17 protein-coding genes are annotated in these 19140 nt (G+C 72.4%); 8 read left to right on the top strand and 9 right to left on the bottom strand.

Annotation, left to right across the window (positions count from 1 at the left end; translation table 11 throughout):
- Positions 1 to 35 precede the first annotated feature (35 nt).
- On the bottom strand, positions 36 to 410 hold the full coding sequence (locus LMU33_RS26765; RefSeq protein WP_228623159.1) for an STAS domain-containing protein: 375 nt from the start codon (positions 408 to 410) through the stop codon (positions 36 to 38).
- 343 nt (positions 411 to 753) lie between these two features.
- Here LMU33_RS26765 and LMU33_RS26760 point away from each other — a divergent pair, with 343 nt between their 5' ends.
- Positions 754 to 1326 (top strand): sigma-70 family RNA polymerase sigma factor, encoded by a 573-nt coding sequence (locus tag LMU33_RS26760; protein ID WP_228623158.1) that lies wholly within the window; start codon positions 754 to 756, stop codon positions 1324 to 1326.
- Positions 1323 to 2723, top strand: coding sequence for a zf-HC2 domain-containing protein (locus tag LMU33_RS26755; protein ID WP_228623157.1), 1401 nt, complete (start codon positions 1323 to 1325; stop codon positions 2721 to 2723). The genes LMU33_RS26760 and LMU33_RS26755 overlap by 4 nt, the downstream gene beginning before the upstream one ends.
- An 83-nt stretch (positions 2724 to 2806) precedes the next feature.
- On the opposite strand, the gene purU is transcribed toward LMU33_RS26755, so the two are convergent.
- Both purU and LMU33_RS26745 read right to left on the bottom strand, forming a co-directional pair.
- Positions 2807 to 3688 carry a formyltetrahydrofolate deformylase gene (purU, locus tag LMU33_RS26750; protein WP_228623156.1) on the bottom strand — a complete coding sequence of 294 codons (882 nt, stop codon included), beginning with the start codon at positions 3686 to 3688 and terminating at the stop codon, positions 2807 to 2809.
- 60 nt (positions 3689 to 3748) lie between these two features.
- A complete protein-coding gene (locus tag LMU33_RS26745) occupies positions 3749 to 4249 on the bottom strand; it encodes an SCO4402 family protein (RefSeq protein WP_228623155.1) in 501 nt (166 codons plus the stop codon).
- A 117-nt stretch (positions 4250 to 4366) separates the two neighbouring features.
- On the opposite strand from LMU33_RS26745, the gene LMU33_RS26740 reads away from it, so the two are divergent.
- A complete protein-coding gene (locus tag LMU33_RS26740; RefSeq protein ID WP_228623299.1) occupies positions 4367 to 5683 on the top strand; it encodes an ABC transporter substrate-binding protein in 1317 nt (438 codons plus the stop codon).
- Positions 5684 to 5701: 18 nt separating this feature from the next.
- Here LMU33_RS26740 and LMU33_RS26735 read toward each other — a convergent pair whose 3' ends face one another.
- The gene (locus LMU33_RS26735) at positions 5702 to 7324 is read right to left on the bottom strand and encodes a hypothetical protein (protein ID WP_228623154.1); all 1623 of its coding nucleotides are present in this window, start codon (positions 7322 to 7324) and stop codon (positions 5702 to 5704) included.
- 198 nt (positions 7325 to 7522) lie between these two features.
- Positions 7523 to 8908: an NsdA family TPR-like regulatory protein gene (locus LMU33_RS26730; protein ID WP_228623153.1), complete on the bottom strand. Its 1386-nt coding sequence runs from the start codon at positions 8906 to 8908 to the stop codon at positions 7523 to 7525.
- 263 nt (positions 8909 to 9171) lie between these two features.
- Between LMU33_RS26730 and LMU33_RS26725 the strand changes: the two genes are divergently transcribed.
- From LMU33_RS26725 to LMU33_RS26715, 3 genes are read left to right on the top strand one after another with little or no spacing between them, the layout of a single operon-like run.
- A complete protein-coding gene (locus LMU33_RS26725; protein ID WP_228623152.1) occupies positions 9172 to 9837 on the top strand; it encodes a bifunctional DNA primase/polymerase in 666 nt (221 codons plus the stop codon).
- Positions 9838 to 9890: 53 nt separating this feature from the next.
- Entirely contained in the window at positions 9891 to 10667 is a 777-nt protein-coding gene (locus LMU33_RS26720) for an ABC transporter ATP-binding protein (RefSeq protein WP_228623151.1), read from the top strand.
- Positions 10664 to 12250 carry a transporter gene (locus tag LMU33_RS26715; RefSeq protein WP_228623150.1) on the top strand — a complete coding sequence of 529 codons (1587 nt, stop codon included), beginning with the start codon at positions 10664 to 10666 and terminating at the stop codon, positions 12248 to 12250. Before LMU33_RS26720 ends, LMU33_RS26715 begins: the two co-directional genes overlap by 4 nt.
- A 16-nt stretch (positions 12251 to 12266) precedes the next feature.
- Here the strand turns inward: LMU33_RS26715 and LMU33_RS26710 are convergent, their stop codons facing one another.
- On the bottom strand, positions 12267 to 13178 hold the full coding sequence (locus LMU33_RS26710) for an alpha/beta fold hydrolase (protein WP_228623149.1): 912 nt from the start codon (positions 13176 to 13178) through the stop codon (positions 12267 to 12269).
- 347 nt (positions 13179 to 13525) lie between these two features.
- Positions 13526 to 14218: an iron-dependent transcriptional repressor DtxR gene (locus LMU33_RS26705; protein WP_020940714.1), complete on the bottom strand. Its 693-nt coding sequence runs from the start codon at positions 14216 to 14218 to the stop codon at positions 13526 to 13528.
- A gap of 281 nt (positions 14219 to 14499) precedes the next feature.
- On the opposite strand from LMU33_RS26705, the gene LMU33_RS26700 reads away from it, so the two are divergent.
- Positions 14500 to 15888 (top strand): PAS domain-containing protein, encoded by a 1389-nt coding sequence (locus LMU33_RS26700; protein WP_228623148.1) that lies wholly within the window; start codon positions 14500 to 14502, stop codon positions 15886 to 15888.
- 23 nt (positions 15889 to 15911) lie between these two features.
- On the opposite strand, the gene LMU33_RS26695 is transcribed toward LMU33_RS26700, so the two are convergent.
- Together LMU33_RS26695 and pdxH are read right to left on the bottom strand one after the other, a co-directional pair.
- Complete coding sequence (locus LMU33_RS26695) at positions 15912 to 16667, bottom strand: SIS domain-containing protein (protein WP_228623147.1); 756 nt, start codon at positions 16665 to 16667, stop codon at positions 15912 to 15914.
- Positions 16668 to 17137: 470 nt separating this feature from the next.
- The gene (pdxH, locus tag LMU33_RS26690; protein ID WP_228623146.1) at positions 17138 to 17824 is read right to left on the bottom strand and encodes a pyridoxamine 5'-phosphate oxidase; all 687 of its coding nucleotides are present in this window, start codon (positions 17822 to 17824) and stop codon (positions 17138 to 17140) included.
- A gap of 166 nt (positions 17825 to 17990) precedes the next feature.
- Here pdxH and LMU33_RS26685 point away from each other — a divergent pair, with 166 nt between their 5' ends.
- On the top strand, positions 17991 to 19091 hold the full coding sequence (locus tag LMU33_RS26685) for a citrate synthase 2 (RefSeq protein ID WP_228623145.1): 1101 nt from the start codon (positions 17991 to 17993) through the stop codon (positions 19089 to 19091).
- The last annotated feature ends 49 nt before the right edge of the window (positions 19092 to 19140 follow it).

Below are 19140 nucleotides of genomic sequence, written 5' to 3'. Positions count from 1 at the left end.
CCATGTCGCAGCGAAGGGGCGGCACGGGCGGGACGTCAGGCCGAGAGCGGGCCCGCCTCGTCCGTCGTCGCGGTCTCGAGGTCGGGGCGGACGTCGAAGAGCCGGCGCACGCCGAGCGCGCCGAGGACCCGGTTGACGTGCGAGCCGTCGTCGGCGCCCCGGTCGGGCAGGATGAGCCGGAGCCGGCCCTGACAGGAGCGGATCAGTCTGCGGGCGGCGACGAGGACGCCGACCCCGCTGGAGTCGCAGAAGAACACGTCGGAGAGGTCCACGACGAGGCTGTGGTGGCCCTCGGCGACGACGTCGTGCACACGTTGACGCAATATCGGCGAGGTCATCAGGTCCAGTTCCCCGGACACCCGGAGCACGGACCAATCGCCCTGTTCGGCGCCGGTCACCTTGAATGCCACGTCCCTGCCCCTCCGCTCGCCGGAACTCCCGGAACCGCCCGGAAACGGAAGCAGTTCCTACGCTTGCCTTCCGCGCGGCTGCCCAGCGGCCGTTCCCTGAAACGTGGAGCCACAAACTAGACGTGATCGACAAGGGGCTTGTTTCGGTCACTATCGATCCTGTTCGATCAGAGATGCACACGCCTTGTGTGAGGGTTATGTGAAGAGGGCACTATCACCTGCAGTCCTTCCGGGGGCGCGCGTTGACACAAAGGGGCGTGCACCGTCAGACGTGCCGACTACATTCGGGAAGACGGTGCAGACAGGCTGGACGGGCCGGACACGGGTGAGGGGAGGGGACCGCATGGCCACGAAGGACGTACCACCCCGCTGGGACCGCAAGATGCAGCAGCGGCTCGCCCGAGGTGAGGCGGCCGCCCTGGGCGAGCTGTACGACCGCTTCGCCTCGCTCGTACACGGCCTCGCCCACCGCGTCCTCGGCGACGAGAAGGCCGCCGACACCCTCACCCGCGAGGTCTTCGCCCACCTCTGGGAACACCCCGAGACCTACGACCCCAAGAAGGGCCCGCTGCGCACCTGGGTGGCCGGGGTCACCCACCGGCTCGCCGTGCAGCGGCTGCGCGACAGCGAGGCAGCCGCACTGCCGCAGGGCAGCGGCGGCTCCCTGGCCGAACTGGAGCGCAGGGTGCGCCGTGCCTCGGTCGCCGCCCGCGCCGACTACATCGTCCACTCCATGCCCGCCCCGCTGCGCGCCGCCCTCGACCTGGCCTACTTCCAGCGCCGCGACTACCGCCAGACCGCCGTCGACCTCGGCGTCACCGAGGACGAGGCCCGCCGCCGGCTCCGCCTCGGCCTGCAACTGCTCTCCACCGCCCATGACGCCGGGACACCACCGGGAGCCGGGGGTGCGGTGTGAGCGGAGCGGAAGGGTTCGGGGCGGCCGACGAGCACGAGGGGCCCGGAGACGAGGAGCAGCGCGCGGGGCCGCCGTACGAGGACGGCGGCGACCGGGGTGAGAACGGCCACACCGGCAAGGGCGCCGGCGGCGGCTCGGGGCAGGACCCGCGCCAGGCCGGCGGGCCCGAGCCGGACCGCCCGGCGCGCATACCCACGCCCCGCGCCTCCGTCGAGGACGGCGGGCGCGCGCTGCCCGACCTCGCCGATCCGGGGGACCTCGCACCCGTGCCGCTCGACCTGCCGCACGACGTCCTGAAATCGCTCCTCGGCGCCTGGGCGCTGGCCGCCTGCTCGGCGGCGGAGACCGCCGCCGTCGAGGACCACCTGGGCTCCTGCGGAAGCTGCGCCGACGAGGCCCGCCGGCTGCGCGAGGCGGTCGGCCTGCTGCACCAGCCCGAGAGCCTCGACCTGGACCCCGGACTGCGGGCCCGCGTCCTGGCGAGCTGCCTGGAACGCCGCCCGCCGCGCATCCCGGTCCCCGAGTGGGCGGCGCCGTACGACGCCGAGACCGCTCGCCTGGACGCCCTGCTGCAGGACTTCGGGGACGCGGAGTGGCACGCGCCGGTGCGGCTGCGGTGGTTCGAGGCCGACGCGGCGCAGAGCCGTCGTACGACCGTGGCCGGGGTGATCGCGCACCTGCTGTCCGTGGACGGGCTGATCGCCCTCGGGCTCGGCCTGGAGGACCCGCTGGCCGAGGTCGCCGGCGCAGCCGGGCAGCAGGCGGTGGGCCCGGAGGGGCGAACCGAGGCGTTCTGGCGGAACTCCCACTTCCCGCCGACCCGCTCGGTGCGGGGGCCCTGGCGGGAGCAGAGCCACGGCCTGGTGCGGACGGTGGCCTTCACCGGCGGGCACGCGGGCGGGCTGGCGGTGTCGTACGGCGATTTCGAGCTGCCGCTGCACGACGCGATGCTGGACCGGGCCTTCGAGTGCTGGGTGCACGCCGAGGACATCGCCGAGGCGGTGGACTACCCGTACCAGCCGCCCGCGCCGCGCCATCTGAACAGGATGATCGACCTCGCGGCCCGGATGCTCCCCACCGCGCTGACCCGGCGCCGGCAGACCGGCCTGGCCTCCCCCGCCCGCGGCCGCCACCTCGGCCTCGCCGGCGAGCCCGGCCGCAGCCTGCGGCTGGAGATCGAGGGCGCGGCGGGCGGCGAGTGGCTGATCCCGCTGGACTCACCGGCGGCGGTGGGCTCGGCGGACCTCGAGGTGGCCCACGTGGCGCTGGACGGCGTGGAGTTCTGTCGCCTGGCCGCCGGCCGCATTCCTCCGGCGGAGGCGACGGTGGGGCAGGTCGGCGACCGGGAGGCGATCAGGGACGTGCTGTTCGCGACGGCGGGGTTGAGCCGGCTGTAGGGGTGGGTCGCGGTTGCGTGGGCGGCTGCGGGTGCGTTGTAGCCTGTCGCGCAGCCACCGAACGCCGCAAGGCCCCCGAGCTCCTAGGCGAACACCACCGTACGGCGCCCGTTGAGCAGAATTCTCCGCTCCGCATGCCACTTCACCGCCCGCGCCAGCGCCTGGCACTCCACATCGCGGCCCACGGCAACGAGCTGATCCGGCGTCACACCGTGACCGACCCGCTCGACCTCCTGCTCGATGATCGGGCCCTCGTCCAGGTCGGCGGTGACATAGTGCGCCGTCGCCCCGATCAGCTTCACACCCCGCGCGTGCGCCTGGTGATACGGCTTGGCGCCCTTGAAGCTCGGCAGGAAGGAGTGGTGGATGTTGATGATCCGGCCGCTGAGCTGCTTGCACAGGTCGTCCGAAATGACCTGCATGTAGCGGGCGAGGACGACCAGTTCGACGTCCTCCTCGCGCACGATCTCCAGCAGCTTCGCCTCGGCCTGCGACTTCGAGTCCTTCGTCACCGGAATGTGGTGGAAGGGGATGTTGTAGGAGCCGACCAGCTCCTCGAAGTCGGTGTGGTTCGAGACCACGCCCACGATCTCCACCGGCAGCGCCCCGATCCGGGCCCGGAAGAGCAGGTCGTTCAGGCAGTGCCCGAACTTGCTGACCATGAGCAGGATCCGCATCTTCTCGTCGGCCCGGTTGATCTGCCAGTCCATGTGGAAGGAGTCACCGACCGCCGCGAAGCTCGCCCGCAGCTTCTCCACCGTCACCGGCGCGTCGGCCGAGAAGTGGACGCGCATGAAGAACAGACCCGTGTCGTGGTCGCCGAACTGCTGGCTGTCCTCGATGTTGCAGCCGGTCATGAAGAGGTAGCTCGACACGGCGTGCACGATGCCCTTCTTGTCCGGGCAGGAGAGGGTGAGGACGTACTGGTCGGCCGGGGCGGCGGCGGGCGCGGACTGCTGATTCATGCACTACAGGTTCTCACGTCGGCCGCGCGCCGTGGGCGTTTGTCCCGCAGTGCGGGACGTCTACGCGGTCCGGGTCAGGATCCGCAGCACTTCCAGGCTCTTCGGCGGCGTGTCCGGGTCCTCCCCGTCACTCGCCGCCATCCGGACGTGCGCGTCCCGTGCCGCCCGCACCGCCTCCGGCCACCCCTGGTGGTCGACATAGGCGGCGACCGGCGCGTCCGGGCCGACCTGGTGCATGATCCGCAGCACCCGCAGCACGGCGGTGTCCACGAGCGCCGCCTCCTGCGAGTCCCGGAATATCGTGCCGACGTACTTCTCCGCGGACCAGTTGTCCAGCCAGGTGTCCTCCACCAGCCGGTAGACGGCGTCCGTGACGTCGCCGTAACCGTCCACGCCGGCCAGCCAGACGTCCCGCTGGAACGCCTGGTCGGAGAGCATGTGCAGCGCCGAGCGCACATTGCTGCGCCAGCGCCACCACGGCATGTCGCTTAGGGGCATGCCGCCCATGGTGGAGGAGCGACGGCCACGACGGGAAGAGTTCTCCGAACCTTGCACGGTCATCGATCGTACGTTCCCCGTCACACCGGCCTCACCGGCCCCTCTAATTCACCTCGATGTCACCCCTCGTTGACTCAGGGTCACTCGCCGGTTCGTCGTGTGAGGGAATCGTGTGTGCACATGACCGGCAGGCGACGCACTTTTAGTACTTTCCTCCATTCGTCCTTCCGCCCCGGCAGAGCCACCGCGCTGACCGTGGGTGCCGTGGCCCTCTGTGCGTCGCTCACCACCGGATGCGGGGTCATCCCCGGTGCCACGGGGGGCTCCGGGGATGACCCGATCAAGGTCATGACCTGGGCGCCGCAGGACACCGACGCCACCAACAAGCCGGGCATGCCCGCGATGGCCCTCGCCTACGCCAAGTGGATCAACGCGCACGGCGGCATCAACGGCCGCAAGCTGAAGGTCCTGACCTGCAACGACCACAACGACAGCGTGGGCGCCGCGAAGTGCGCCCGGTACGCGGCCGACGAGGACGTGGTCGCGGTCGTCGGCTCCTACAGCCAGTTCACCGACTCCTACTCCGCCCCGCTGGAAGGCGCCGGCATCCCCTACATAGGCGGCTACGGCGTCACCAACGACGAGTTCACCGGCCAGATGTCCTACCCGGTCAACGGCGGCCAGCCCGCCCTGCTCGCCGGTCTCGGCAAGGCCCTCGCGGCCGCCTGCGGCAACATCGCGCTGGTCCGCCCCGACAGCATCGCCGGCGACGAGCTGCCGGTGCTGCTCGACTCCGGTCTGCGGGCGGGCCGGCACAGCAAGGCGGGCGACCAGCTCGCCGCGGAGGACGCCACCGAGTACGGCGACCAGGCCGACCAGGCGCTGCGGTACGCCTCCAAGGACCCCGCCCGCAAGGGCTGCGTGGTCCCCGCGCTCGGGGACCGCACCGACACCTTCCTGGACTCCTTCCGACGGGACCGCGGGAGCTTCCCCCCGGTACGGCTCGCGACCGTGCTCGGCAGCGTCGACCAGACCGTGATCAACGCCACCGGCGGGGCGTACGAGGGGGCGTACATCACCGGCTGGTATCCGCCGGCGTCGGACTCGCGGTGGGACCCGATGAAGAAGGTGATCAACGAGGAGGCCTTCGGCGACACCCGCATCGACCCCGCGGACGCCGGAGTGCAGACCACCTGGATCGCCTACACCGTGCTGAAGGCCGTCCTGGACAAGATCGGCGACGGCGAGGTGAGCGCCGACTCCGTGCGCCGCACCCTCGACGACGGCATGGAGGTCTCCACCGGCGGTCTCACCCCGCCCCTGCGGTGGTCCTACTCCAGCCCGCTCGCCTCGGTCGGCTTCCCGCGGATGGTCAACGCCGACGTCACCCTGCAGGTGGTCCAGGACGGCAAGCTGGTCGCCGCCCGCAAGGGCGTCGGCGGGTTCGACGGCACCACCGACATGACGCGGACGCTGGAGAACGCCGACGTGCAGTGACGCCCGTCGGCGCGTCCCTCACAGCTGGGTGGGCTGGCGCTGGGTCAGGCCGTACTTCTGCGCGATCGCGTTCCACAGCGCCGCCGCCTTCACCTTCTGCGCACTGGCGGTGCCGCTCGCCCGGTTGCCGGCCTGGGTCTCGCCCGTGACGCGGGCGTGGCCCTTGCGGCAGACCTTGTGGTTCTTGGCCTGGCCGGCCCAGGCCGCGTAGTGGTTGTCGGCCGCGGCGGACGCCTGCCAGGCCTGGGTCAGCGCCGCGGTGAGCGCCCCGTTGGCCGGCAGCTTGTCCACGGACAGCTTGCCGAGCCGGGTGACCAGCTGGGTGCGCTGTCCGGCCGCGTTGCGCAGGTCGGTGGCGGCCCCGTCGAGGTTGTCGCAGTTCTTGACGTTGGCCACGGCCTTGATCACCGAGGCGCGGCTGCTGCCGCTGTCGGCGAGCAGCTTGTCCAGCTCGACCGCCTGCTGCCGGGCCGGATCGGCGGCCGCCGATCCGGACGGAGCCGGGGAGGTGGCCGCGACCGTCTTGCCGTCGGCGCCCTGGTCCTTGCCGCCGCCGCTGAGCAGGGCGCCGGCGCCCACACCGATGACGACGATGCCGACACCGATCGCGGCGATCAGCGGCACGCGGGACCGGCCGCGCGGCCGGTCGTCGTCGTGCGCGGGGGCGTACGACGGCTGCTGGGCGCCGTAGGAGGGCTGCGTGGCGCCGTAGGACGCCGGGCCGGGGTGGGCGTCCGGCTGCTGGACGCGCGGCAGCTGCTGGGTGGCCCCGGCCGGGCCGTCACCGCCCGCCGGGCCGCCGCGGAAGAGGCTGTCGAACTCGGCCGGCGGCTGCCGCTCCGCGCCGCCCTGCGCCTGTGCCTGCGCGGCGTACGGCGGGATGTACTGGGTGGCCTCCGCGTCGGGCGAAGCCGGGGCGGGCGCCTGCCGGGCGTGGCCGAGGTAGCGCGTCTCCTCGCCGCTCGACTCGGGCGGCAGCGCCCCGGGCGTCACCGGCGGGATGTACTGGGTCGCGCCCTCGTCGGCGGGGGCGGCCGGCACCGGCGGCAGGTACTGCGTGGCACCCTCGGCGGGTGCCGCCGCCTGCACGGGCGGTATGTACTGCGTCGCGCCGTCGTCCGCCGCGGGCAGCGGGGCACCGGCGGCCGCGTAGGCGTCCGGCACGGCCGGCGGAAGCGGCGCGGCACCGGCGGGCTGCTGCGGGTAGGGCTGCTGGTGGGGCATCGGCACGGGCTGCTGCGGCTGCTGGTGGTACGGCTCGGGTGCCGCGCCGTACCCGGGCTGCTGACCGGCGCCGTAGCCACCGCCCTGCGCGCCGGGGTGGTCGTACGACGGCGTGTGGCCGTACGACGGGGCGCCTTCCGGGGGCAGCGCGCCGGGGTTCGCGGCGGACGGCTGCTGGGCCGGGGCGTCCGGCGTGTGCCACTGCTGGGCCGCCGCCGGGGGCCAGCCCTGGCCCGGCTGGGGCGCCTGCTGCTCGGGCCCCCAGGAGCCGCCCCAGGCCTGCCCGCCTGCCGGGGCCGCGGGGGCGGGCGCGCCGGTCATGCCCGGCAGCAAGGGCTCGCCTCCGTCGGAGGGCAGCACGATGCCTTCGCGCGCGGGCCGCGCCGAGGGCTCCTCGCCCTGTCCACTCTGCGTCACCGGGACTCCTACTAATGGGGGACCTTGTGAATCGGGCTCACGCTACCGGGTCCCCCGAGCCGGGTGCCATGCAGCTCAGGTCGCGATCTTCTTACCTGTGACGGCGGTAACACGACTGCCCCGCAGTACGCCGGCCCCGGCACCCGCACGCATCCGGGTGCCGTTCGCCGTGCGTTCACACGACCGCGGGGCCGAAGTTCACGCGGCCTGCTGGAGATCGAGGCGCGCCCCGAACTCCCGTACCACCGCCTCCTCCCGGAAGGGTTCCAGGCGCTGCTGGAGATCCTCCAGATACTCGGCGCCCCGGTTGGAGCGGAGCGTCTCCAGCAGCTCCACCGCCTTCAGGCCGGTGCTGCAGGCCTGTTCGACCTCTCGCTGCTGCACCTGGGCCGTGGCGAGCAGCACATAGCCGATGGCGCGCCGCCGGGCCCGGGTCTCGGGGTGCCCGGCCAGCGACTGCTCGGCGTACCGGGCCGCCTGCTCGCTCTGCCCGAGATCGCGGTGGCAGTGCGCCAACTCGTCGGCGAGGTACGCCTCGTCGAAGTGCCGGATCCACACCGGGTCGTCACCGGACGAGCCGTCCGCCTGCTCCATCGCCGTCACCGCCCGCCCGATGGACGCCTGCGCCGAGCGGGCGTCGCCGAGCAGGGCGTGCCCGCGCGCCTCGGCCGCCTGGAACATCGCCTCCACGCGCGGGGTCACCTGCCCGCGCGCCCCCTCCTGCGCCGCCCGGGCCAACTGGGCGATCTCGCGCGGGTTTCCGAGCTGGGCGGCGAGGTGGCTCATGGACGCGGCCAGGACGTAACCGCCGTACCCGCGGTCCCCGGCGGCCTGTGCGAGCCGCAGCGACTGGATGTAGTACCGCTGGGCCAGCCCCGGTTGCCCGGTGTCGACGGCCATGTACCCGGCCAGTTCGGTCAACCGGGCGACCGCCGCGAAGAGTTCCCGGCCGACCGTCTCCCGGTAGGACCCGGCGAGCAGCCCGGAGACGACGCTGTTGAGGTAGTGCACGACGACCGGGCGCACATGCCCGCTGCCGAACTGGTGGTCCAGGTCGGTCAGCGCCTGCGTCATGGACCGTACGGCCGCCACGTCGGCCTGCCCCACGCGCGGGCCGGCCTGCCGGGCCACCTGGGCGTCCGGCGCCGAGATCAGCCAGTCCCGGCTGGGCTCGACCAGCGCGGAGGCCGCGACGGAGGAGCCGGACAGGAAGTCCCGGCGCCCCACGTCGCTGCGCCACAGCTCGCAGACCTGCTCGATGGCCCCCAGTACCGTCGGCGAGAACTGGAGACCGACCCCCGAGGCGAGGTTCTTGCCGTTGGCCATGCCGATCTCGTCGATCGTGACCGTACGGCCGAGCTTGCGTCCGAGCGCCTCCGCGATGATCGCCGGGGCGCGGCCCCGGGGCTGCTGTCCGCGCAGCCATCGGGCCACGGACGTCTTGTCGTAGCGCAGGTCGAGGCCGTGCTCGGCGCCGCACATGTTGACCCGCCGGGCCAGCCCGGCGTTCGAACACCCCGCTTCCTGGATGAGTGCCTGCAGCCGTTCGTTCGGCTGCCTCGCCACGAGAGGCCTTGCGGCCATGTGCTACCCCCTGCGTTGCGGTCCCCTGGGCGTAACCGTTCCGGGAAGATCACTGCCCAGCTGACATACCGTCAATGCGCGACATGTGCCGTTTGCCGGGGTAACGACGGATGCCAACCCCACCCCTGGCTACCCAGCCCACGCCCCGGATCCCCCCGCGCGCCCCCACCCGTGCATCCATGCGCCCCGATTGCCGAATCGATGCTCCTCCCCCGCGCACGCCATGGCCGTAACTCCAGGTGGGCGCGGGAGTTGAGAGGAGCGTGGAAGAGACGATCGCGGGCGCCCAGAACACTCAGATTGCCGGTCAGATTCCGCAGCAACGCGGGGAATCGCTGCTGGAGACCGCCGTACGCTACGCCGAGGAGCGGCACTGGGACGTGTTCCCGGGCACCTGGCTGGAAGCCGTCGACGGAGTGCAGCGCTGCTCCTGCGCCGACGCCTCCTGCCCTGCGCCGGGTGCGCACCCCGCGCGCCCCGACTGGGCGACCCTGGCGACCGGCAGCGCGACCGTGGCGCGCCGGATGTGGCAGAAGCAGCCGACGGCTTCGATTCTGCTGCCGACGGGGCGGACGTTCGACGCGTTGTCCGTTCCGGAGAGCGCGGGGTTCCTGGCTCTGGCCCGTATGGAGCGGATGGAGCTGATGCTGGGCCCCGTCACCTTGTCTCCCGACCGGCACATGCAGTTCTTCGTGCTGCCGGGGGGTGCCGCGAAGGTGCCGGACCTGGTGCGCAAGCTTGGGTGGACGTTGTCGTCCCTCGACCTGATGGCGCTGGGCGAGGGGGCGTATGTGGCCGCTCCCCCCACTCGGTTCGGGTCTCGTGGTGCCGTGCAGTGGGCCTGCCGGCCGACTCCTGCCAATCGCTGGTTGCCGGACGCGGAGGAGTTGATCTCGCCGCTCGCCTACGCGTGCGGGCGGGACCGGTAGGCGTTCACGGCCCCGCGCCCTTCGGGGCTCCGCACTGGCCGTAACCTTCATGCATGACCGAGGTTGCAGTGCGGGTGCGGGGGCTCTGGAAGCAGTTCGGGCAGCAGGTTGCCGTCGGGGGGATCGACCTGGATCTGCCCGCCGGGAAGTTCATCGGGCTGGTCGGGCCCAACGGGGCCGGGAAGACCACCACCCTCTCCATGGTGACCGGACTGCTGCGGCCGGACGGCGGGACCGTCGAGGTCGTCGGTCATGACGTGTGGCGGGATCCCGTGGCCGTCAAAGCGAGGATCGGCGTCCTTCCCGAAGGGCTGCGGCTGTTCGAGCGGCTGTCGGGGCGGGAGCTGCTCGGGTACTCGGGGCGGCTGCGCGGACTGCCGGGGACCGAGGTCGACAAGCGGGCCACTCAGCTGCTGGACGTCCTCGACCTGGCCGGCGCCCAGCACAAGCTCGTCGTCGACTACTCGACCGGCATGCGCAAGAAGATCGGGCTCGCCGCCGCGCTGCTGCACAACCCCGAGGTGCTCTTCCTGGACGAACCCTTCGAGGGCGTCGACCCGGTGTCCGCGCAGAACATCCGCGGCGTCCTCGAGCGGTACACCGCCTCCGGCGCCACCGTCGTCTTCTCCTCCCACGTGATGGAGCTGGTCGAGTCGCTGTGCGACTGGGTCGCCGTGATGGCCGCCGGACGCATCCGCGCGACCGGCCCGCTGGCAGATGTGCGCGGCGCCCATCCCACCCTCCAGGGGGCGTTCCTGGAACTGGTCGGGGCGAGCGGCCGGGACACCGGGTCCGACCTGGACTGGCTGGGCGGCGGGGCGGCCCGATGACGAACCTCACCTCCACCGTCGTACGGCTGAAACTGTCGCTGCTGCGGGGCGGACTGCGGCAGTCCGGGGGCCGGCGGGCCGCGTTCGTCGTCTCCGCGGTCGTCGCCGTCCTGTTCGCCCTGCTGCAACTGCTGGGCCTGCTCGCACTGCACGGACACGCGCACGCCGACGCCGTCGCCGTCCCGGGCACGGCCGTGCTGGCACTGGGCTGGGCGGTGCTGCCGCTGTTCTTCCCGACCGGCGACGAGACACTGGACCCGACCCGGCTGGTGATGCTCCCGCTGCGCCCCCGGCCGCTGGTCCGGGCGCTGCTCACGGCCTCCCTGGTCGGCATCGGCCCGCTGTTCACCCTGCTGGTGCTGGCGGGCTGCACGCTGTCGCTGGCCCAGGGCGCGGCCGGTTACGTCGTCACCGTCGTCGCCGTAGCCCTCGCCCTGCTCGTCTGCGTGGCCCTGGCCCGGGCCGTCGCCACGGCCAACGTACAGCTGCTGACCAGCAGGAAGGGCCGCGATCTGGCCGTGCTGAGCGGTCTGGTGATCGCCGTCGGGGCACAGCTCGTCAACTTCGGGGCACGGCAGCTGGGTTCGGCCGGCCTCGGCCAGTTGCAGCCCGCCGCGGACGTCCTTTCCTGGGTGCCGCCGGCCTCGGCGGTGGCGGCGGTGCACGCGGCGAGCCAGGGCTCGTACGGCATCGCGGCCGCCCAACTCGCCGTCACGGCGGCCGGGCTGGCGGCTCTGATCGCCGTGTGGGCGCGGAGCCTGACCCGGCTGATGACCGCGCCCGACGCCTCCACGCTGCAGCCGGCCGACGCCGGCGACCACGGCCGCTCGACCACCGGACTCGGCCGCCTGCTGCCGCAGGGCCGCACGGGCACGGTCATGGAACGCAGCCTGCGCTACATCTGGCGGGATCCGAAGACCAAGGCCGCCTGGGTGACCTCGCTGGCGATCGGGCTGATCGTGCCGGTGTTCAACGCGGTGCAGGGCACCGGGTCGGTCTACTTCGCGTGCTTCGCCGCCGGGATGCTCGGCATCCAGATGTACAACCAGTTCGGGCAGGACACCTCCGCGTTCTGGATGGTGGCCATGACCGTCTCCTCCCCCCGGGACGCGTACGAGGAACTGCGCGGCCGCGCCCTGGCCCTGCTGCTGATCACCCTCCCCTACGCCGCGCTCGTGACGGTGACGACGACGGCCCTGCTCGGCGCCTGGACCCGGCTGCCGGAGGTGCTGGGGCTGTCCTTCGCCCTGCTCGGGGCGATGCTCGCGACCGGCGCCTGGACCTCGGCCCGCTTCCCCTACTCCATCCCCCAGGAGGGCCACAAGAACGTCGTCCCCGGCCAGGCGGGCCTCGCCTGGATCTCGATCTTCGGCGGCATGGTCTCGGCGGCCCTGCTCTGCTCCCCCGTCATCGCCCTCACCATCTGGCTCCACGTGAGCACGGGCGGGGCGGACTGGAGGTGGCTGCTGCTGCCGGTCGGGACGGCGTACGGGGCGGGGCTCACGTTTGCGGGCCTCCGTCTGGCCGCTCCGAGAACGGCGGCACGGCTGCCGGAGATCCTCACGGCGGTCAGCAAGGGGTAGGCCGTTCCAGGGGCCCTCAATCCCCGAGCACCCGATCGAGAAACGGCGAGACGGCCCCCCGCCAAGCCCCCGGCATGTCGTAGTGAGCAAGGTGCCCGGCGTCGGAAACCTCCGCGTACTCCCCGGCCGGCAGCACCCGCACCATCTCCTGCGCCTCCGCCCGCCCCAGCTCCCCGTCCACCCCACGCACCACCAGCGTCGGGCACCGCACCTGGGCCAGTTCCTCCCAGTGCGCGTCGTACACCCAGGTCTCCCGGGACCTGAGCATCTGCTCCGGCTCGAACACCGGCCGCCAGCCGTCGGCGGCCTCCTGCATCACCTCGGCGTAGAACTCCCCGCGGGCCGGATTCGGCCGCTCCACCCACGGATCGTCCTCGCCGAACCACTTGCGTACGTCCGCCAGCGTGGCGAAGGGAACGGGCCAGGCCCTGAACCACTCCGCCCACTCCCGCTGCGAGGCGGCCCCCAGGGCGGAGGCCCGCATGTCGCAGATGATCAGACCACCGACCAGTTCGGGGCGCTTGGCGGCGAGCTGCCAGGCGGTCAGCGCGCCCATGGCATGGCCGATCAGGATCGCGGGGGCGAGGCCGAGCTGTTCCAGGGCGGCCTCGGCGTCCTCGACATAGGCCTCGCGGGTGTAGGCGGCCCGTGGGGGCTTCTCGCTCTGGCCGTGTCCGCGCTGGTCGAGGGCCACGGCGCGGTGGCGTGCGGCGAGCCAGCGGGCGGTGGAGGCCCAGTGGGAGGCACGGCCCATCAGGCCGTGAAGTAACAGCACGCCCGGAGCGCCGGACGCCGGGTCCGGCCGGCCGTCCACCTGATCGTCCGTATGGTCTTCCGACGGGTCGAGTCCCGTCTTGGGAGGGTCGGCGAACTCCCAGGCGGCCAGGCGCACGCCACCCGCTCCCGTCACGTCGATACGCCGTGCCATGGGTCTGGCACCCCCCAGCTCCGCCTGCCTCGTACCGGTGTACTGCCGTACTCGCTCGTACTCGCTGCTGTCGCTGTCGTGCTGTCGTCGTGCTTGTCGTCGTGTTCGTCCTGCCGCCGCAGACTATCGAATGCCCATTCGAAAAATCCGTCTCTGCGGACAACACCCCTCATTCGAGTGACACCCCTCAAGGAATGATCGCCGCCATCGAGGGGATCTCTTCTGGCGGGAGGCGGACCGCTCGGGGAAAAACGGTCCGAGGGGGATGACCCTGAGAGCTCGGGGCTCCGGGTCAGCACAGGGGAGGACAGGCCCCGGCGCCACAAGGCGCCGGGGCCCTCTCCTGTTCAGCGCTTGGCGACGAACACATGCGAGGCGACGTCCGCCTCCAGCTCGGCCGCCTCGCCGCCGCTGCCCACCAGCACGCCGCCGGCCGACTCGGTCACGCTCACCACGGAACCGGGCTGCACACCCGCGCGCCGCAGCGTGTACATCAGCTGCGCGTCCGTCTGGATCGGCTCGCCGATACGGCGGACGACGACCGTCTTGCCGTCCGTGCCCGCGTCCAGGTCCGCCAGCGAGACCATGCCCTCGTCCAGGAACGGGTCGGCGCCGTCCTTCTCGCCCAGCTCCTCCAGGCCCGGGATCGGGTTGCCGTACGGCGACTCGGTCGGGTGCCGCAGCAGCTCCAGCACGCGCCGCTCCACCGCCTCGCTCATCACGTGCTCCCAGCGGCAGGCCTCCGCGTGCACCTGCTCCCACTCCAGGCCGATCACGTCGACGAGGAGACACTCGGCCAGCCGGTGCTTGCGCATCACGCGCGTGGCGAGCCTGCGCCCCTCGTCGGTCAGCTCCAGATGCCGGTCGCTGGCGACGGAGACGAGCCCGTCGCGCTCCATGCGCGCCACCGTCTGGCTCACCGTCGGCCCGCTCTGGTCGAGCCGCTCCGCGATGCGGGCGCGCATGGGCACGACGCCTTCCTCTTCGAGCTCGAGGATGGTGCGGAGATACATCTCCGTGGTGTCGATCAGTCCGGACATACGTGCCCCTCGATTACCTCTGCCGGCACCCCGGCGCGTGCGCTGGCCCTGTCACCAATTCTGCCGGATCGGACTGACAAGCGGGGGCCGCGCGGGAAACGGGGGCAGCCGTGGGGCTCCGGGCGTTGACGGGTGCGGGTGGGTGGGTGGCCGGTGCGTCCAATCTTGTGGGACCAATCTTGCGGGAACAGGATGTGTGCTGGGTCACGTTCCAGTTGAATGAAGGGCACTGAGCGAACCGTGCGCCGCATGTGCGCCGACGCAGCCTCCAGGGGGTCCAGGTGAGTGCTTCCCGGCGGAGTGGGACCACCGATGAGCTGGGGCCGGACGAGCCCGGTGAGTCAGGGGGATCCGATCTGCTCGCCGCGCTGCTCGACGGCATGGACGCGGCACTGTGCGCATTCGACGCCGACGGGGTCGTCACGCACTGGAACCGGGAGGCCGAGCGGATCCTCGGCTGGACGGCCGCCGAGGCGGTCGGGCGGCAGGGGTTCGCCGGATGGGCGGTGCGCAGTGCCGACGCCGAGGAGGTGCAGGCCCGGCTGATGTCGGCGATGCACGCCCCCGGGCGGCAGGTGCACGAGTTCGCGCTCGTCACGAAGGACGGCGGACGGGTGCTCGTACGGACCCAGTCGGCCGCCGTGCGCGGGCCCGACGGAGAGCCCGCCGGGGTGTACTGCGCGTTCAGCGAGGTCCACGCGCAGATCGATCTGGAGCGGTCGATCGCGCTGAGTGAGGCACTGTTCGAGGACGCCGCCTGGGGGGTCGTACTCATCGACGCCGATCTGCGGCCCGCCGTCGTCAACGCGCACGCGGCCCGTGCGCTCGGCATCGGACGCACCTCCGCGCTCGGCCGACCGCTCGGCGAACTGCTCGCGCAGGGCGTGGAGGAGCTGGAGGCCGCGCTCACCCATGTGCTGGCCGAGGGCGCGCCGCCCGCGCCCGCCGAGATGTGGGTGAGCGTGCGCACCCGGGAGGGCGAGAAGCGGCGCTGCTGGCGGAGCGGGTTCGTGCGGCTGGCCTCGCCGCTCGCGGAGGAACCGGTGCCGCTCGGCGTCGGCTGGCTGTTCCAGGACGTCACCGAGGCCAGGCAGGGCGAACAGGAGGCGGCCCTGCTGCGCTTCCGCACCAACCAGCTGCACCGCGCCGCGCGTGCCGCCGCCGAGTGCGAGGACCCGGCCGAGGCGGCCACCGTCCACCTGGACTTCGCCCTCGCCGGCTTCGCCGACCACGCGTTGATCGACCGGGCGGTGCCTTCCCCGCGTACGGAGGGCGGGGAGGCGGCCGTACGGCTGGTACGCCTCGCCGCGACGCCCGCCGGAGCGCCGGGACCGAGCCTGCTCACCGGCGCGGCCGGGCTGCCCGTGCGCTACGAGCCGGGCCATCCGGCGCTGCAGTGCGTGGAGCGGTGCGGGGTCGTGCGCGCGGACGCCGGGTCGGTCCCGGCGCAGCGGGCGCAGGAGTGGGCGCTGTCCCGGCAGTGGCCCGGCGACGCGGTGCACGCCCTGTGCGCGGTGCTGCGCAGCCGGGGGCGGACGCTGGGCGTGGTGACCTTCCTGCGCGGCTCCGGCCGCAGCCGCTTCGAGCGGTCCGACACGGCCTATGCGGAGGACGTGGCGGTCCGCATCGCGGCGGCGCTTGACCTGGCGGACGCGGTGGCAAAGAAGTAGGCCTCCGGGGCTCCCGCGCGGTCTCAGTGCCGGTAGAAGATCCGGTCGCCGTACTCCCGCATCACACGGCCGTTCCACTCGTGGCCGCCGTCGACGTTGCCCGAGCGCAGGAGCGGGGGTTCGATGCCGCGGTCGGCGAGGGTGGCGGCGGTGGTCGCCATGACCGCCTGCATCAGCGCGGTGGTGACGACCGTGGAGGCGGGGGCGAAGGGCGCCGGGATGGTGTCCAGGGTCAGCTCCGCGTCACCGACGGCGATCTTGGAGTCCAGCACGATGTCGCAGTGGTCCTTCAGGAAGGTGCCGGAGGCGTGCCGGGAGGTGGTCTGCGCGGCGTACGCGACCGAGGTGACGCCGATGACCTTCACGCCGAAGGCTCGGGCGTGCTGGGCCATCTCCACAGGGAGGGCGTTGCGGCCGGAGAGGGAGATGATCACGAGGGCGTCGCCGGGGCGGAGCGGTGAGGTGCCGAGGACGGCACTCGCGAGGCCGTCGACGCGTTCGAGGGCGGAGCCGAGGGTGGCCGGGACGACGTCGACGCCGACGACGCCGGGGACGGCGAGCAGGTTCATCAGGGCGAGTCCGCCGGCGCGGTAGACGACGTCCTGGGCGGCCAGGGAGGAGTGCCCGGCGCCGAAGGCGAACAGGCGGCCGCCGGCGGCGACGGTGTCGGCGAGCAGGGTGCCGGCCGCGGCGATCGGCTCGGCCTCCTCCTCACGGACCCGTTGCAGCAGGCCGATCGCGGCGTCGAAGAACAGGTCGGCAGGCGTGCCGTCGCTCATGCGGTGCCCCTTCGCAGCGTCTGTGTCGCGGATCACCGTGCGGTCTGGACCAGTGTGGTGTCAATACGGCCGTTCACTGCTGCTCCAGCGGGGCGACGGCCGCGGATACCCGACGCGGCCGGAAGGCCTCCGAGGATCTCCGAAAAACAGTTGAGCTCTCCCCGGCCGCTTCTTAGGCTGTGCCTCAAGCGGAAAGGAGGTGATCGGGTAAATGAGTGAAACCCGGACGCGCGAGGTGGCTGCGGGCTAGCGGCCCGCCACCACACCCAGTGCGGTGCCGGACCAGCGTGTGTGCGAAACACGCAGCCGGCCCCAATCCAACGCAGTCACCCGACCCGCGGGCTGCCGGTACGTCCGGCCGGCTCCTCCTCTTGAGGAACCCAGCCCGCGGGTCGTCTGCGTTTGCGGGCCCCATGCCTTCACGGGCCCCATGCCTTCACGGGCTCCGTGCCTTCAGGGGCCCCGTGCCTTCAGGGGGCGAGGCGCTCGACCTTCCAGGTGCCGCCCGGCCGGGCGACGTAGCGCAGGCGGTCGTGGAGGCGGTTCACGCGGCCCTGCCAGAACTCGATGGTTTCCGGGGTGATGCGGAAGCCGCCCCAGTGCGGTGGCACCGGGACCTGTTCGTCCTCGGGATAGCGGGCCTGAAGGTCGGCGTAGGCGGTGTCCAGTTCGGTGCGCGAGGCGATCACCGTGGACTGGGCGCTGGCCCAGGCGCCGAGCTGGGAGCCGTGCGGGCGGGTGCGGAAGTAGGCGGCGGTCTCGTCGCGGCCGGTGCGGTGGGCGGTGCCGGTGACGATGACCTGGCGGGCCAGCGGGTGCCAGGGGAAGAGCAGGCAGACGTGCGGGTTCTCCGCGAGGTCGTGGGCCTTGCGGGAGTCGTAGTTGGTGTAGAAGACGAAGCCCTCGGTGTCGAACTGCTTCATCAGCACCGTGCGCGAGCTGGTGCGCCCGGCCGCGTCCGCCGTGGAGACGACCATCGCGTTGGGCTCGTAGATGGTGCCGTGCAGCGCCGCCCGGGCGGCGTCCTCGAACCAGCGGGCGAACTGGTCCATGGGGTGCGTGGCGAGATCCTGTTCGGCGAGACCTTCGGCCCGGTACTGCTTGCGCATGGCGGCGGGGTCGAGGGCGGGATCCAGGAGCGGGTCGCGGTCGGTCACGCGGTCATCTTGCCGTATCGAACGCCACTGGCACTCAGTGTCGTACGGACTCCCCAACTCTGGCACCGGGGGTTATCGTGCTGGTCCCCTTGCGGTTGGGTGACCACCGGCTGAACGGGGCATCACCGGGGTGACCGCCGCCGATCACATCACGAGGAGCCGCCTGATGTCCGATTTCGTACCCGGACTCGAGGGAGTCGTAGCGTTCGAGACGGAGATCGCCGAGCCGGACAAGGAGGGCGGCGCCCTGCGGTACCGGGGCGTCGACATCGAGGATCTGGTCGGTCATGTCTCGTTCGGGAATGTGTGGGGGCTGCTGGTCGACGGGGCGTTCAATCCGGGGCTGCCGCCCGCCGAGCCGTTCCCGATCCCGGTGCACTCCGGTGACATCCGCGTCGACGTGCAGTCCGCGCTCGCGATGCTGGCGCCGGCGTGGGGGCTGAAACCGCTGCTCGACATCGACGAGCGCCAGGCGCGGGACGATCTGGCGCGGGCCGCCGTGATGGCGTTGTCGTACGTCGCCCAGTCGGCGCGCGGGCAGACGCTGCCGATGGTGCCGCAGCGGGAGATCGACAAGGCGAAGTCGGTCGTGGAGCGGTTCATGATCCGCTGGCGGGGTGAGCCGGATCCCAAGCACGTCGCCGCTGTGGATGCCTATTGGACGTCCGCGGCGGAGCACGGGATGAATGCCTCGACCTTCACCGCGCGGGTCATCGCCTCCACCGGGGCCGATGTCGCCGCCGCGCTGTCGGGGGCGGTCGGGGCGATGTCCGGGCCGCTGCACGGGGGTGCGCCCTCGCGTGTGCTCGGGATGATCGAGGAGATCGAGCGGACGGGGGACGCGGAGGCCTACGTCCGGCAGGCCCTGGACCGGGGTGAGCGGCTGATGGGGTTCGGGCACCGGGTGTACCGGGCCGAGGACCCGCGGGCGCGGGTGCTGCGGCGTACGGCGCGGGAGCTGGGTGCGCCGCGGTTCGAGGTCGCCGAGGCGTTGGAGAAGGCCGCGCTGGAGGAGCTTCACAACCGTCGGCCGGATCGGGTGCTGGCCACCAACGTGGAGTTCTGGGCCGCGATCACGCTGGACTTCGCGGAGGTGCCGGCGCACATGTTCACGTCGATGTTCACGTGCGCCCGTACTGCCGGCTGGTCGGCGCACATTCTGGAGCAGAAGCGGACGGGGCGGCTGGTGCGGCCTTCGGCGAGGTACGTGGGCCCCGGGCCGCGCAGTCCGCAGGACATCGAGGGCTATGCGGATATCGCCCACTGAGAGGGGCGCTACGCAGGGCGGGCGCTGCGGGCCGGTGGTGGCCCGTCGC

It is taken from the genome of Streptomyces barringtoniae (assembly GCF_020819595.1).
GTDB lineage: Bacteria > Actinomycetota > Actinomycetes > Streptomycetales > Streptomycetaceae > Streptomyces > Streptomyces barringtoniae.
The sequence above is the reverse complement of the archived record's forward strand: the minus strand, read 5'-3'. Positions and strand labels throughout refer to the sequence as shown.